Source organism: Pseudomonas sp. P1_A1 (assembly GCF_056406935.1).
Genome location: NZ_JBFTZE010000028.1, coordinates 47448 through 61906, shown reverse-complemented (window position 1 = coordinate 61906; position 14459 = coordinate 47448). Strand labels below are relative to the sequence as shown.

Annotated in this window: 16 protein-coding genes; 11 read left to right on the top strand and 5 right to left on the bottom strand. The window is 60.0% G+C overall.

From position 1 onward, the window contains the following. Positions 1-164: 164 nt before the first annotated feature. Positions 165-1187: a 23S rRNA (adenine(1618)-N(6))-methyltransferase RlmF gene (rlmF, locus tag AC1D2Q_RS28195; protein ID WP_477815354.1), complete on the top strand. Its 1023-nt coding sequence runs from the start codon at positions 165-167 to the stop codon at positions 1185-1187. 101 nt (positions 1188-1288) lie between these two features. Here rlmF and AC1D2Q_RS28190 read toward each other — a convergent pair whose 3' ends face one another. Then, positions 1289-1570: an HU family DNA-binding protein gene (locus tag AC1D2Q_RS28190; protein WP_007905514.1), complete on the bottom strand. Its 282-nt coding sequence runs from the start codon at positions 1568-1570 to the stop codon at positions 1289-1291. A gap of 396 nt (positions 1571-1966) precedes the next feature. Here AC1D2Q_RS28190 and yejK point away from each other — a divergent pair, with 396 nt between their 5' ends. Both yejK and AC1D2Q_RS28180 read left to right on the top strand, forming a co-directional pair. Next, the gene (gene yejK, locus AC1D2Q_RS28185; protein WP_018927100.1) at positions 1967-2971 is read left to right on the top strand and encodes a nucleoid-associated protein YejK; all 1005 of its coding nucleotides are present in this window, start codon (positions 1967-1969) and stop codon (positions 2969-2971) included. Then, positions 2971-3321: a glutaredoxin family protein gene (locus tag AC1D2Q_RS28180; protein ID WP_018927101.1), complete on the top strand. Its 351-nt coding sequence runs from the start codon at positions 2971-2973 to the stop codon at positions 3319-3321. Before yejK ends, AC1D2Q_RS28180 begins: the two co-directional genes overlap by 1 nt. A 78-nt stretch (positions 3322-3399) precedes the next feature. Here the strand turns inward: AC1D2Q_RS28180 and AC1D2Q_RS28175 are convergent, their stop codons facing one another. The 4 genes from AC1D2Q_RS28175 to AC1D2Q_RS28160 form a co-directional block, all read right to left on the bottom strand. Continuing rightward, positions 3400-4335, bottom strand: coding sequence for a glutathione S-transferase family protein (locus AC1D2Q_RS28175; RefSeq protein ID WP_477815353.1), 936 nt, complete (start codon positions 4333-4335; stop codon positions 3400-3402). 88 nt (positions 4336-4423) lie between these two features. Next, complete coding sequence (locus AC1D2Q_RS28170; RefSeq protein WP_477815352.1) at positions 4424-4744, bottom strand: GIY-YIG nuclease family protein; 321 nt, start codon at positions 4742-4744, stop codon at positions 4424-4426. 40 nt (positions 4745-4784) lie between these two features. Next, the gene (locus tag AC1D2Q_RS28165) at positions 4785-5255 is read right to left on the bottom strand and encodes a nuclear transport factor 2 family protein (RefSeq protein ID WP_477815351.1); all 471 of its coding nucleotides are present in this window, start codon (positions 5253-5255) and stop codon (positions 4785-4787) included. Between the two features lie 103 nt (positions 5256-5358). Then, positions 5359-5991: a response regulator gene (locus tag AC1D2Q_RS28160; RefSeq protein WP_477815350.1), complete on the bottom strand. Its 633-nt coding sequence runs from the start codon at positions 5989-5991 to the stop codon at positions 5359-5361. A 353-nt stretch (positions 5992-6344) separates the two neighbouring features. Between AC1D2Q_RS28160 and AC1D2Q_RS28155 the strand changes: the two genes are divergently transcribed. The 8 genes from AC1D2Q_RS28155 to AC1D2Q_RS28120 all read left to right on the top strand — a co-directional run bounded on the left by AC1D2Q_RS28155 (position 6345) and on the right by AC1D2Q_RS28120 (position 14459). Further along, positions 6345-6974 (top strand): DUF1120 domain-containing protein, encoded by a 630-nt coding sequence (locus AC1D2Q_RS28155; RefSeq protein ID WP_477815349.1) that lies wholly within the window; start codon positions 6345-6347, stop codon positions 6972-6974. A 244-nt stretch (positions 6975-7218) separates the two neighbouring features. After that, positions 7219-7848: a DUF1120 domain-containing protein gene (locus AC1D2Q_RS28150; RefSeq protein ID WP_477815348.1), complete on the top strand. Its 630-nt coding sequence runs from the start codon at positions 7219-7221 to the stop codon at positions 7846-7848. A gap of 68 nt (positions 7849-7916) precedes the next feature. Beyond that, entirely contained in the window at positions 7917-8537 is a 621-nt protein-coding gene (locus tag AC1D2Q_RS28145; RefSeq protein WP_477815347.1) for a DUF1120 domain-containing protein, read from the top strand. Positions 8538-8587: 50 nt separating this feature from the next. Further along, positions 8588-9304 carry a fimbria/pilus chaperone family protein gene (locus AC1D2Q_RS28140; RefSeq protein ID WP_477815346.1) on the top strand — a complete coding sequence of 239 codons (717 nt, stop codon included), beginning with the start codon at positions 8588-8590 and terminating at the stop codon, positions 9302-9304. Positions 9305-9435: 131 nt separating this feature from the next. After that, complete coding sequence (locus AC1D2Q_RS28135) at positions 9436-11892, top strand: fimbria/pilus outer membrane usher protein (protein WP_477815345.1); 2457 nt, start codon at positions 9436-9438, stop codon at positions 11890-11892. An 11-nt stretch (positions 11893-11903) separates the two neighbouring features. After that, on the top strand, positions 11904-13034 hold the full coding sequence (locus AC1D2Q_RS28130; protein WP_477815344.1) for a DUF1120 domain-containing protein: 1131 nt from the start codon (positions 11904-11906) through the stop codon (positions 13032-13034). A 33-nt stretch (positions 13035-13067) separates the two neighbouring features. After that, positions 13068-13730: a DUF1120 domain-containing protein gene (locus AC1D2Q_RS28125; RefSeq protein WP_477815343.1), complete on the top strand. Its 663-nt coding sequence runs from the start codon at positions 13068-13070 to the stop codon at positions 13728-13730. A gap of 78 nt (positions 13731-13808) precedes the next feature. After that, positions 13809-14459, top strand: a complete 651-nt coding sequence (locus AC1D2Q_RS28120) for a DUF1120 domain-containing protein (RefSeq protein WP_477815342.1) — start codon at positions 13809-13811, stop codon at positions 14457-14459.

Below are 14459 nucleotides of genomic sequence, written 5' to 3'. Positions count from 1 at the left end.
GCCGCAGGCTGCGATCTTTTGATCTTGTTTTAAAGCAAAATCAAAAGATCGCAGCCTGCGGCAGCTCCTACAATAGATATTCGTGATCTTCGCAATTCGGTGCTCAACAGGCGGATGTGGGACAATACCCGCCACTTTTAGCCATACCCGAATCGACCTCGCCCATGACCGCCCCCAGCACACCCAAACCTGCGCGAAAAAAGCCTGAATCCGCGCCCCCAACCAAAGCCGTGGAGCCACGCGAGAAGGCCAGCCTGCACCCGCGCAATCGCCATCAGGGTCGTTACGACTTCCCGGCGCTGATCAAGAGCACGCCGGAACTGGCGAAGTTCGTGATCATCAATCCGTACGGCAAGGAGAGCATCGACTTCGCCAGCCCGGACGCGGTGCGGGTGTTCAACAGGGCGCTGCTCAAGTCGTTCTACGGCATCGCCCATTGGGACATCCCGGCCGATTACCTGTGCCCGCCGGTTCCGGGCCGTGCCGACTACGTGCACTTCCTGGCCGACCTGCTGGCCAGCGTCAACGACGGCGAAATCCCTCGCGGCGCGCCGGTCAAGGTGCTCGATATCGGCATGGGCGCCAACTGCGTCTATCCGCTGATCGGCTACAGCGACTACCGTTGGCACTTCCTCGGCTCGGAAATCGACCCGATAGCCGTGGCCTCCGCCAAAGCCATCGTGCAGTCCAACGGGCTGAACAAAGCCATCCAGCTGCGCCAGCAAACTAATCCCAAGCACATTCTGTTGGGCTTGCTCGAGCCCGGTGAACGTTTTGACCTGACGATGTGCAACCCGCCGTTCCACGCCTCGATGGACGAGGCGACCAAGGGCAGCGTGCGTAAATGGCGCGCGCTGGGTCGCGCCGACCCAAAACGCAAACTGCCAGTGCTGAACTTTGGTGGTCAATCGGCAGAACTATGGTGTGAAGGTGGCGAGGCACGGTTCGTGACGCAACTGATCGCCGAGAGCGCGCACTTTCAACACAAAGTGCTTTGGTTCAGCACCCTGGTCTCAAAAGCCTCGAACCTGCCGGCGATCCAGACGGCGCTGAAAAAGGCCGGCGTATTGGAAAGCCAGGTCGTGGAAATGTCCCAAGGGCAGAAGCAAAGCCGCTTCGTCGCCTGGACCTTCCAGACCAAATCCGAGCAGCAGGTCTGGCGCGAGCGCTGGGCCCGCAAAAGCTGAGTAACAACCGAAACAGCGATTGAGCCTGATCAATCGCTGAATCGCAGACACAAAAAAACCGTGCCCGGATTGCTCCGGTGCACGGTTTTTTTTAACAAGTCTTACTTGTTGACAGCGTCGGTCAGGCCTTTGGCCACAACCAGCTTGATCACTTTCTTGGCAGCGATTTCGATGGCAGCGCCAGTCGAAGGGTTGCGGCCGGTACGGGCAGGACGCTCAGTCACTTTCAGCTTGCCGATACCTGGCAGAGTGATTTCGCCGCCGTTTTCCAGCTGATCAGCAACGATTTGGCCCAGTTGGTCCAGAGCGTTACGCGCGGTGGTTTTTGGCGCGTCGATAGCTTCAGCGATGTCGGCGATCAGTTGGTCTTTAGTAAGAGCCATTGTAGTGTTCCTTCCCTATCAAATTCATATGGATTGCAGAGTGCAGTGTCAGCCATCGAGCCCGATCTTCTGGATCTGGCACCCTCGGCCATAACCACGACGAGTCGGGGTTATAGATACCGAAATCAGGGTTTGGTTCGACCTGACAAATGCTGAATGCACGCTTAACGCAGTGACTTCGCGTAAGACCGGGCAAAACTAGCACAGAGACGGGGAAATATCCGCCTCTAGCTACCCATTTGGTCAGCTTTATTGCTCTAAATCGGGAAAAAATCACATTAGGGTCGCCGGAGAGCTTCGAATTGCCCTTCGGACCACGCCAAAACCAGTGGTTGCGGTACACTGGGCACTTTTTGGGGGAGCACGCCCTCCTCTCTTCAATCAGCCGAGAAGCCCATGCCGATCCGTCATTGCATCGTCCACCTGATCGACAAAAAACCCGACGGCACACCTGCAGTTCTTCACGCCCGCGATTCCGAACTGGCAGAGTCCGCGGCCATCGAGAACATGCTCGCCGACTTGAATGAAAGCTATAACGCCAAACAGGGCAAAGCCTGGGGGCTGTTCCATCCGGAGTCAGGTGCATTTCCATTCAGCGGCTGGCTGAAGGAATACCTCGACGGTGGTCGTGATTTCACGGCCTTCAGCCGGGTGGCGGTCGAGCATCTGCAAAAGCTGATGGAAGAATCCAACCTCTCGGTCGGTGGCCATGTGCTGTTCGCGCATTACCAGCAAGGCATGACCGATTACCTGGCCATCGCCCTGCTGCACCACAGCGAAGGCGTGGCGGTGACCGATCAGCTGGACGTGACCCCTTCGCGGCATCTGGACCTTGGCCAGTTGCACCTGGCGGCGCGGATAAACGTCTCCGAGTGGCAGAACAACAAGCAGTCCAAGCAGTACATCTCGTTCATCAAAGGCAAGAACGGCAAAAAGGTTTCGGAGTACTTCCGCGACTTCATCGGCTGCCAGGAAGGCGTCGACGGCCCCGGTGAAACCCGCACTCTGCTCAAGGCGTTCAGTGACTTCGTCGAAAGCGAAGACTTGCCGGAAGAGTCCGCGCGTGAGAAGACCAAGACCCTGGTGGATTACGCCAGCAGCCAGGCCAAAATGGGCGAGCCCATGGGCCTGGAAGAGTTGTCCGAACTGATCGACGAAGATCGCCCGAAAGCCTTCTACGATCACATCCGCAACAAGGACTACGGCCTGTCSCCGGAGATCCCGGCGGACAAGCGTACCCTGAACCAGTTCCGCCGCTTCACCGGTCGCGCCGAAGGCTTGTCCATCAGCTTCGAAGCGCACCTGCTGGGCTCGAAGATCGAATACGACGAAGAAGCCGGCACGCTGATCATCAAGGGCCTGCCGACCCAACTGACCGACCAGCTCAAGCGACGCAACTGATGCTCGGCGGCGTGTTGAAAAAATTCCTGCTGATCCTGCTGGTGGTAGTGGTTTACCAGAACTGGGGCAAGATCGAACGGGTACTTCACCCCTCGCAGGTGGTGTCCGAGCAAACCCAGGCCAAGGCCAACGTCGTGCTCTACGCCACTGACTGGTGCGGCTACTGCAAGCTGACCCGGCGCTTCCTCGATCAGAAAGGCATTCCGTACAAGGAATTCGATATCGAGAAGGATGCCGTGGCGCGCAAAGCCTATGAGGCACTCGGTGGACGCGGGATTCCGATCATCGATGTAAATGGAACGTTGATTCGCGGGTATGACCCGGACCAGGTGCTTGCGGCGCTGAAATAACCATCAGCTTCAAACAATCCTGTGGTGAGGGGGCTTGCTCCCTCGCCACAGGTCGTAACCAATCCCATCTTCGCCAAGTTACTGCGCTTCGATACGAAACCCGAACCGCGGAAAGTGCACATGCACCACACCGGCCCGCTCGTCTTCACGGCGCAAAATCAACTCTTCGCTGCCGGCAAACATCAACTCACCCGCCACCGGATCAACCCCGTAATCGGTCGCTGCAATCACCACCTGCTGGCCGACCTCGAAGCCGTTCGGCTCATCGAACGGCTCATCCGGCAATGCGGCCGGTGTTGCATTGCGGGCAATCTCTAGCGCTTGCTCGGCCGTCATCTCGCTGAACGCGCCATGACCAAAACCCATCACACGGCCAAACCACGCCGAAACGGCCGGATAAGCATCCACCAACGGTGACGTCACGTGCGTCGCCTTGAGGAACCACAGCGAGTGAGCCAGGGCAAAGTCGGCAATCGACGGTTCACCGAACAGGAAGTCTCCCTGCTCACGCTCAAGCTGCTGCTCCAGACGCGCCATGATCGTTGGCCATTGATGCTTTGCCTGCTCGGCCGACAATCGAGTGGCGCTGCCACCGCTGAACAAGCCGGTGCGGTCGGCCAGGAATGCCTTGATCGCCTCCGGCGACAATTTGCCGAAACGCACCGCTGCCGATTCTGGCTGGAACACCAGGCTGACTGCGTGCTGGAACACCACCGAATCGGCCCACGCCGCAAAGGTCGCCGTGACCATTTCCTGGCCTTCCGGGAAAAACGCCGGTGAAGCTTTTTCCTGCTCCAGGCGACGAGCGATCAGCGCGGTGTCGCAATAGACATCAGCACCGATCTGCAACACCGGCGTCTTGCGGTAGCCGCCGGTCAGGGCCGTCAGATCGGGTTTTGGCATCATCCGGGGAATTATCACAGAACGCCAGGACAACCCCTTGAAGCCCAGCAGCAAGCGGGCCTTTTCGGCGAAAGGGGACGTCGGGTAGTGATGAAGAATCAACTCGGACATGCTCGGCTCCGCCGCTCGGATAAGGAGCCCGCAGCTTAGCGCGCAATCGGCAGGCAGCCTACCCATCTGCCTGATGGGCACTTATCAGTCAGATTGATAAGCCCGCGGCCGCACTCGCGACCAGACATTCCTTGGCGCTTTTCTTGAGTTTTTTGATCAAGCGCTCCTGGCGCAGCGCTTCGCTTTTGTCACGGCAGGCTTCGGTATAGACCAGCGCCACGGCCGGGCTGGACAGGAAGAAGCGCGCACCTTTGCCACTCTGGTGAGTGGCGAAGCGGCGGACGGGATCGTCGCTGATCCCGCAGTAGAGCGAACCATTGGCCGCGCGAACGAGATAGACGAACCAGGGTTTGCTGACAGGCACCGACGGTTCGGCGGCATCGACGGAAGATTCGCTCGGGGTGCTCACGTGACGATCAGGGCTTGAAAGGAAACAAGCCGCGATCTTATCAGCGACTGGCCTGGAATGCCTTCAAGCCTTTCAACGCTTGAGCACGCACGGCGCTTCTTACAACCGGCGTCCAGCCCAACAGCAGCCCTTTGAAACCCAGCGCCTGACGCGACCAGCGCCACAGATCAAAACTGTCGTGGTGCTCGCAGATCTTGCCATCGCGAAACACGAAACGCGCCTGAATGTCATTGACCACGATATTGCCGGTCTGGCTGAACAGGTACGTCGCCACCCAATGGGCGCCGCCGGTGCGCTCATCGCTGCGCACGTTATCGAAGGTCAGGGAAAAGTCCTTGGCCCGGGTAGTGAGCATGCGCCACATGTCGCTGGCATCGTGGCCGCGCAGCTCACCGAACGCCGGATCACTGAACACCACGTCGTCGGTGTAGCAGGCGCTCATGGCCTCGGCATCCAGCCGCTGAAAGGCTTGGTAGAACTGGGTGATCAATGCGCTGTGGGCATCACTCATGGGCAGGCTCCGAAGTTTTTACAGGATTGCCTGCACGATAGTCTGCAAATGCACGGAACACTATTGGCATTCGTGGCAGGAATACCCTGAGGTGCGCCGAGACCTAATGCATCATGCCGCTGTCACGGGCATAGGCAAAGAGATCCACATCCGTGGAGATGCCCAGCCTTTGCATGGCCATGCTTTTTTGTTTGCTGATCGTTGAAACGCTGCGTTTGAAGTGGCCGGCGATTTCGCTGACGGTCATGCCGCTGGCCAGCATTCTTACCACTTCATGTTCTTTGGCCGACAGTGAAGGAGAACCGGACTGCGCCTCGGCGTCGGCCTGAACCAGCGCCGTGCGTAAGGACGCGCTGATAAACCGCCGACCTTCGCCCACTGATTTGATCGCCATGGGCAGTTCCTTCGCCGACCCGTCTTTGGCGATGATCGCCATCACGCCCTGAGCAAACGCCGCCCTCAGTGTCGTGACGTTGGTAAACATCGTGACCAGAATGATCGACATTGACGGATAGCGACGTCGCACCATGCTCAGCATTTTCAGGCCATCGGCCTGCAAGTTGCCCGGCATGCAGAAGTCGGTGATCAACAGGTCGCAAGGCGTGGTCGAAAGCAGGCTCAACAGGCTGTCCGGGCCATCGGCCTCGCCCACGATCACACATGTGTTGCTCAGACCGATGAGCATCCGCAAGCCGATACGAACGACCGGATGGTCGTCAGCGATGATTACGCGCATTGTCGGATTTTTCCTGTTTGGTGACTGAAATAGGCGAAAAGTAGCGCCGTCCTGTGCCGACCACAACGACCAATCTCGACCGCGAAACGGCTTCGCCCAATGCCCTCGGGCCTCTGTCCTTTCTCCTATAAAACAAAGAGAAGCCCCCTACATTTTTAAGCTACGTCGGCCACACCAAAAGCCTACAGACAACAGTCCGAAGGCTGACGGTCTGGAGCCCGCTACACCTTTTCATACGCAGGGCTGCCCGTTTTCGTATTAGTTGCATTCCGCGTGGCTACCTCGACCGATAGATTGCGCCTCGTCCGCAAAGGGGCATCCCCAGTCATCGTTCGTCCAAGGAAGAACCACCCATGAATCAACGTTTATCCCTCCTGACCGCCGCCTTGCTGCTGAGCGGGGCATCGTCGGCGTTCGCCGCGTCCAGTACCGATCTGAGCGTTACCGGCATTATCACGCCAGCGGCCTGTACGCCCACCCTGTCTGCCGGCGGCATCGCCGATCATGGCAAGCACTCCGTTCAAGACCTGAAGCCTGACAGGAGCACCGTTTTGCCTACCGTCACCTTGCAAATGGCAGTGAACTGCGATCATGCAACCCCATACGCCATCGCCCCGCTCGATAACCGTCCCGACACATCAATAAATGGAAATTACTTTGGCCTGGGGATGATCAACACCAGCGAAAAGCTGGGTTACTTCCGTGTCATCCCACGCAACGTGATGGCTGACAACGTCACGGCCCAAGCCATTCTCTCCAATGACGGTGGCACGACCTGGCTGAAGGAAGGATCGACTGTATTCTGGGGCGCTAAAAACCTCTGGGCGGTTGGGGCTATCGGCCCCGTCACTACACCTATGTGGATAAAAGACCTGACCCTGGATCTTGTTGTGTCTACCGGCATTGCTCGTACTGACAGCCTGACGTTGACAGACGAAGTGCCCATCGACGGTTCGGCCGTCCTTCAGATCGATTACCTGTAACGGGCATCAATTCACCGGGCAACACCGGAGATTCAACGTTGCCCGTCAACCCACGTCGTCCACTCCAAAGGCCTACAGACAACACCCCGAAAAAATGACGGTCTGGAGCCCGCAACTCCTTTTCATGCACCCGCTCGGCCGTTTTCGTATTAGTTGCATTCCGCCTGGCTACCTCGATCGTTAGATTGCGCCCTGTCCGCTTAGGGCAATAACCAACAATCCTCCTTCAAGGAAGAGCCGACACATGAACAAACATTTATCCCTTTTGACGACTGCGTTGCTGCTGACTGGCGCATCGTCCGCTTTTGCTGCATCCAGTACCGACCTGACCGTTACAGGCACCATCACGCCGGTGGCGTGCGAACCGATCCTGGCCAACGGCGGTGTTGTCGATTACGGGAAAATCTCTGCGAAAGACCTGAATGAGACTACTCACACCGTACTCGGAGTCGAAACCATTCAACTCACAGTGAACTGCAGTGCATCAGCGCAATTTGCGATCAGTACGCTCGACAACAGGCTAAACACAGCGAGCATGGCAAACGGGATGGGACTGGGCCTGATCAATGGGACTGAAAAATTGGGTTTCTACCAGTTGGGTTTCAAAAACCCGGTCGCGGCCGTTCCGGTGAGCGCTATGTATTCACATAACGAGGGTGCTACCTGGTCAAGGTTTGACGATGACGTATCGATGCTACCGAACGATTGGATCGGGTTTGGCAACCGGGTCAGTGGCGCCTGGACACCTGAGTTCGTTGAAAACGTCACGGTGGATATGTGGCTCCACACCGCCATCGCCCCCACCAACAGCCTGACCCTGACCGACGAAGTCAGACTCGACGGCAACGCCACCCTGCAGATCAAGTACCTGTAACCCTTCACCCCCTCAACGGGCAACGCCAGCCACCTGGCGCTGCCCGCTCACTCAAAGGACGACCCATCATGGAACGATGCTCCCTTGCTCTAATGGCTCCGCTCTTGCTCGCCTGCGCCCCTTCAGCCCTGGCCGCCAGCAACACCGACCTGAGCGTCACCGGCGTGATCACCCCCAGCGCCTGCACGCCCAACCTGTCCGGCGGCGGCCTCGTCGACCACGGCAAAGTGACGGTGAAGGATCTCGATGCGGAGCAGCCCACCCGCCTGCCCAACGGCACGCTGTACCTGTACGTTAACTGTGAAGCCGCCACGCTGTTTACCCTAACGACCCTCGACAACCGCGGAGGCTCCTCCGCCATTAACCCGGCCCACCACGGCCTGGGCGTGGTCAACGATGATCAGAACCTGGGCAGCGTGGCGTTTGGTCTGTTCGATGCGGTAGCAGACAGCAAACCGGTGAAAACCATCATGTCCAGCAACGACGGGGCCAGCTGGCGAGTGTCGTCCTACCTGGGGCATGCCGGCCTGACCGCGTTTGCAGCGCCGACCGACCTGAGCACTCCGGTCGCCATCAAAGACCTGCACGCCAGGCTGACGGCCTTCACCACCATCGTGCGCGCGAATGACCTGACCCTGACCGATGAAGTCCCCATCGACGGGCACGTCACCGTGCAGCTGAATTACTGACCGGCCGGTATTGCCGGCCGCTTTTTTTCGAACACTCAACGAGAAACGTCATGACGATGTTTTTATCCCTCACGCGCCATCTGCTGCATGCCGGCATCGGCGCGCTCGGCCTTCTGCAGGCCACCCAGGCCCAGGCTGACGGAATGGTCCCGAACACGTCGGTGGTGATCGTCAACGAGGCCGACGGCAAAGCGTCGGTGTCCGTGACCAACACCGATGCCAACCTGGCGTTGATGCACGTCACCATCGAGGACATTGCCGAGGACACCGAATCGCTGGTGTTCGTCACGCCACCGCTGGCACGCGTCGAAGCGTCGAAAACCCAATTGGTGCGTTTCATTCTGCAAACCGAAAAACCCTTGCTGACCCAGCGTTTGAAACGGGTGATCTTCGAAGGCATCCCGGAAGGCAAACCCGCCGCCGAAGCCGGGCATGCCCGGGTGGGCGTGACGGTGCGCCAGAACCTGCCGGTGATCCTTCACCCCAAGGGCCTGGCGCCCAATCGCACACCCTGGACTGACCTGCAATGGTCGCTGCAGGATGGCCAGCTGACGGTACGCAACGACACGCCGTACGTGGTGCGCCTGGGTCAGGAAGTGCAATTGCTGCCGGCCGCGACCAACGCGATGTTGCCCAAAACCTACGTGTTGCCCGGTGAACACATCAGCGTCAAGGCACCTGAAGGAGCCGCCACGAAGGTGCGCTTTCAACCGGCGACTGTCTACGGTTTCGCCGTGCCGCATTACGAAGCACCCATCGAATCCTGAAACCGCCACGACAGCGCCATGAAGGAATCATGAGCGCCGATGTTTCAAGGCTACGGCCTTTCGGCCGTTGCCACAGGCGTGCCTGACCACAGCGAATCGGCCAGCACCCCGGCATAACCCAAGTGAACCCAATGAACACAGTATTGAATTGCCGTGATGGCGAAGCCGTGCCCGTTATTCGCCCTTTTACATTGCGACAGCGGACAACGCTGGCGTTGCTGCTGACCAACACTCTGATGGCGCTCAACGCCTACGGTGAGGTTTCGCAGCCGCCGTCGTTCGACAAAAACACGTTGCAGGCGCGGGGCATCGACCCGACGCTGGCAACGCTGCTGATGCAATCGCCGCGATTCACCGCGGGACGGCATCCGGTCACGCTGTCGGTCAATGGCCAGCGCCATGGCCGGGTCGACGTCGCGTTCAATGACCAGGGCGAATTGTGCTTCGATCGCGCCCTGCTCGATGCGGCCAACCTGACGGTGCCCGAGTACCTGCTGGATGATGGTCGCTGCTACGATTTTCTCGGCACCGCGCCGCAGACCGTTATCGATCCGGACCCGGCGAACCTGGCCCTGTCATTGATCGTGCCCACCGATGCGATACGCCCCACTGCCCGGGATTTTTCCGGCTATCAAACCGGGGGCATTGCCGGGTTGCTCAACTACGACGTCACCGGTTTGCACAGCCGTTATGGCGATCAGACCAGTCGCTTCGCCTCGGCCAATACCGAAGTGGGTTTCAACGCCGGTGACTGGATCGTGCGCAGCCGGCAGGTGCAGACCTGGCAGGACGACGTTTCCCGCACCACGCACATCGCCGCCTACGCCCAGCGCACGTTCGCCAGTCACGAAGCGGTGCTGCAAGCGGGCCAGATCAATCTGTACAACCCGGTGCTGGCCGGCGCGCAGATCACCGGCGTGCAAGTACTGAATGAAGAAGCACTGCAAATCGAAGGACAAAGCGCGGTCATCGAAGGCATTGCCAACAGTCAGGCCCAGGTCGAGGTTCGGCAGAACGGTGTATTGATCCATTCCACGGTGGTGCCCGCCGGGCCATTCGCGCTCACCAACGTGCGCCGCCTCAACACCCGTTCCGATGTGGAAGTCACGATCAAGGAAGAAGATGGCAGCGAGCGCAGTTTTACCGTGCCTGCCGCGATGCTCGGCGTCGGTCTGCCGGCGCCCGGTTATTCGCTGGCGGCCGGCAAGGTGCGCAGTACCGGCGATGAACAGGGTGGCGACCCGTGGGTAATCAGCGGCGGCTGGAGCGGTGCACTCACGCAGCAAGTCGTGCTCAGCGCAGGCCTGACCGGTGCCGCCGACTATCGCGCGGCAGGTGCCAGTGTCGGCCTGTTGCCCTCGCCGGTTACCCAGGTTCAAGCCGCTCTGACCGGCGCCGATGCCGGTGGCCAACAATCCAGCCAGGGGCTGCAGGCGGACCTTAACGTATCGCACCGTTTCAGCGAGCAGTGGGGTTTCAATGCTGGCAGTTCCTACCGGACCCTCGGCTATCGTGAACTGCAGGACGCGGTGTTCGACAACACCGACGACGACAGTAAATCCCGCTACCGCGACCAGCAAAGCGCCGCGCTGTCCTGGTCCAACCCGTGGCTCGGCGGGTTCAGCGGTGGCATCAGCCGATCGAGTTCTTTCGATGGGCAAAGCAGCAGCCGCGCCCTCGCGTCCTGGGGTACCAATTTCGGTGGTGTGTCGGTCTCGGCGACGGCGGAGTGGCAGGTCAGCGGCGCGAGCCGCAACGACGACAGCGTCTACCTGAACCTCAGTATTCCCCTGGGTGAGAACCGTCGCGCACGCACCTGGGTGCGCAGCTCCGCAGGCGAATACCGCAGCGGCGTGGGCTTGAGTGAACAGATCAACGATCAACTGGCTTACCGCGTCGGCGTCGAACACGACACTCGCGATAAAGAAGTGCAGTCTACGGCCGGTGTTTCGCTGTTGCCGCGCTACAGCCAACTGGACCTGAACTACACCCGTTCCGATGCCGAGCGTTCCAGCTATCAGGCCAGCGCCCGTGGCGGCGCCGTGATCCACGGCGGTGGCGTGACGCTGTCGCCTTACCCGGTCAGCGACACCTTTGCCCTGCTGTCGGTGGGCGACATGGGTTCCATCAAAGTCTCGACCCCCAGCGGTCCGGTGTGGACCGACTGGCAAGGTCAGGCGGTGGTCCCGCAAGTGGCGGCGTACGGCCGCAGCGCAGTGGAAGTCGACACCAAGAGCCTGCCGCGCAACGCCGACATCCACAACGGTCTGGCGGTGATTTCGACCGGGCGCGGTGCCGTCGACAACATCGAGTTCGGCCTCACCCTGACCCGCCGTGCACTGCTCAAAGCCACCACTGCCAACGGTGCACCGCTGCCTCGCGGTGCCGCCGTGAATACCGAGGACGGCGAGTTCGTCACCCTGGTGCAGGACGGCGGCCTGGTGTTTCTGCCCAACGTCCTCGACAGCCGTGCGCTGTGGATCACCGCGCCGGGACTGGAGCGTTGCGAACTGCGTTTCGAGCTGCCGGCAGACGCCGACACCAACGCCTACTACGAAACCGCCCCCGCCAAGTGCCGAGCGCTCTGAGGATGACTTTGATGAACCTGTCCCGTTATTTGCTGCTGCCCCTGGCGCTGAGCGCTTTCACACCCTTCGCCTGGGCCTCTGCCGATGAATGCCAGTTCAACCTGAGCCAGCCCGTGCTCGACTACGGATTGATGAACCGGGCAATTCGCCCCGATTCGGCAGCCGAACGAAACCTCGGCGAGCGCCAGCTGAGCCTGAGCCTGAGCTGCCCGCAACCCACCGACATGAGTGTGTTTTATCGAGCCATGGCGGCGACCGCCGAACGCTTTCACTTTGCCGAACGCGGCAGCTACCGGATGCGCATTCGCGATGCGGTGCTGGATGGTCGATCGGTCGAGGTCGGGCTGATTGCCGGTGTCGGCCAGCCACCGGCGGAAACGGCATCGAGCCTGATCTGGCGCCCGGCGCACGGCGTCGTTCCGGTACAGGCCGGCGTGCCGTTGCAGGGCCGTACTTTTTCGGCACAACTTGAGCTGACGGCCTGGGTTCAAGAGCAAGGGATGCAGGTGCGCGACGCCGTCACCTGGGAGACCATCGGCGTGTTCGACGCCGTCGCGGCCGGGCGCACCCGCGAGGCGACCTTGCGCGCCCGCTTCGCGCCGGCGGCCTGCGAACCGGTGCTGTCCAACGGCGGCGTGGTCGACTTCGGCACCCTGTCGAAAAACGACCTGAACGCCGACAAGAGCACACGCCTGCCGCCCAGGTCGTTGAATTTAAGGGTGGGCTGCGACGCGCCCACTTCGTTCGCGCTGATCATGCATGACAACCGCTCAAGCTCGGCGACGGTCAACAGCGACATTTACTACAGCCTGGGCACGGACAGCCGCCACAACAACATCGGTCTGTTCTCCCTGACCGTCGACCCGACCGACGCCAGCGCCGACGGCTACGCCCGCCTCTATCGAATCGACTCCACCACTGGCGGCATCGCCTGGAGCTCGGCCAGCGCCAGCCCGATCCCCATCGGCAAAACCAGTTACCTGAGCTTCACCGACAGCGCGAACGCCAACGGCCCGGTGCTGATCCAGAACCTCAGCGTCACCGTCACCGTGGACGCCGTCATCGCCCCCACCAACAGCCTCGATTTGAGCAGCGCCATCAACCTCGATGGCGCGGGAACGATCGAGATTATTTACCTGTGACACCCAACCCGATCCTGCTGAATCCGGGCGCGCTTGAGCACCTGGGACAGTCAGGACAACACAACCATAGAAGTGAGTAAAAAAATGATGAAAAAGTACTTTGCAGCACTCTCCGCCACCGCGTTGATCGGCATTGCACCCTATGCGCTGGCGGCTTCGAGTACGGATTTGACGGTGACCGGCATCATCACCCCCAACGCTTGCACGCCGATGCTGTCCGAAGGCGGGGTCGTTGATCACGGCAAGTTTTCGTCCAAAGATTTGAATCAGGACCGTTGGACGAGACTGACCACTCACACATTGCAACTCACCGTGAATTGCGACTCGGCGATAGCATTCAGGCTGAAACCGATCGATAAAAGGGCGGGGTCGGACGCAGACGATGGCGCTTCGTTCGGCCTGGGTCTTATCAATGGCGACGAAAACCAAAAGCTCGGCTACTTCGAGACACGATTCGAGGCTCCGCTGGGCGACGGCGTTGCTGTACGCGCCCTGCATTCCTACAACAATGGCGACACCTGGGGCACTTTCAACGGGTTGATCCCTAACGCCATAAGTGCCTTCGGAGCCGTTGGTGGTCCTTCCACTCCAATAGCCATCAAGGATCTGGTGACCGGTCTTCAGGTACGGACCTACATCGCCCGCGCCGACTCACTCGACCTAACTAACGAAGTGGCGATCGTCGATTACCCGTAACCCCGTAGCCACCTCTGCCCGGGGGCATGCTCCGGGCAAGGACTGATTCAGCCCATTAGCCATAGCGAAACCTGTCCCATGAAAAAAACTCCACACATCCTGACGATGGCGTTCATCGTCCTGATTTCACCACTCACCTTCGTCGCATCGAGCACTGACCTGACCGTTACGGGCCTCATCACCCCGCTGGCCTGCACACCCAGCCTGTCCAACAACGGCCTCGTCGACTTCGGAAAAATCTCCCGGCAAGACCTGAGCGCCGACAAACGAACGCGCCTGCGCGATCAAACGCTGGAGTTCAACCTTCAGTGTAATGCACCCGGACGGTTCGCCCTGCTGATGCGCGACAACCGCGACGGCTCGGCCATCGTCAACAGCGAGATTTACTACGGTCTGAACCACGACAGCAGTGGCAACAAAGTCGGCCTGTATTCGCTGAACTTCGATCCGGCCAGTACCGTGGTGGATGACTGGTCTCAAGCGTTTCGAACCGACTCCACCACCGGCGGCGTGGCCTGGAGCTCATCGAACGGCCGCTCCATTGCGATTGGCGCCAGAAGCTACCTCGGCTTCACCGACGTGGCGGGCAGCAGCGCCGGTCCGATGGCCATCCAGAACCTGACGAGCCGCGTCACCGTCGAAACGGTCATCTCGCCCACCTCCGAACTGGACTTGAGCACCGAGGTAAAACTGGATGGCTCGGCAACGCTGGACGTCGTTTACCTGTAG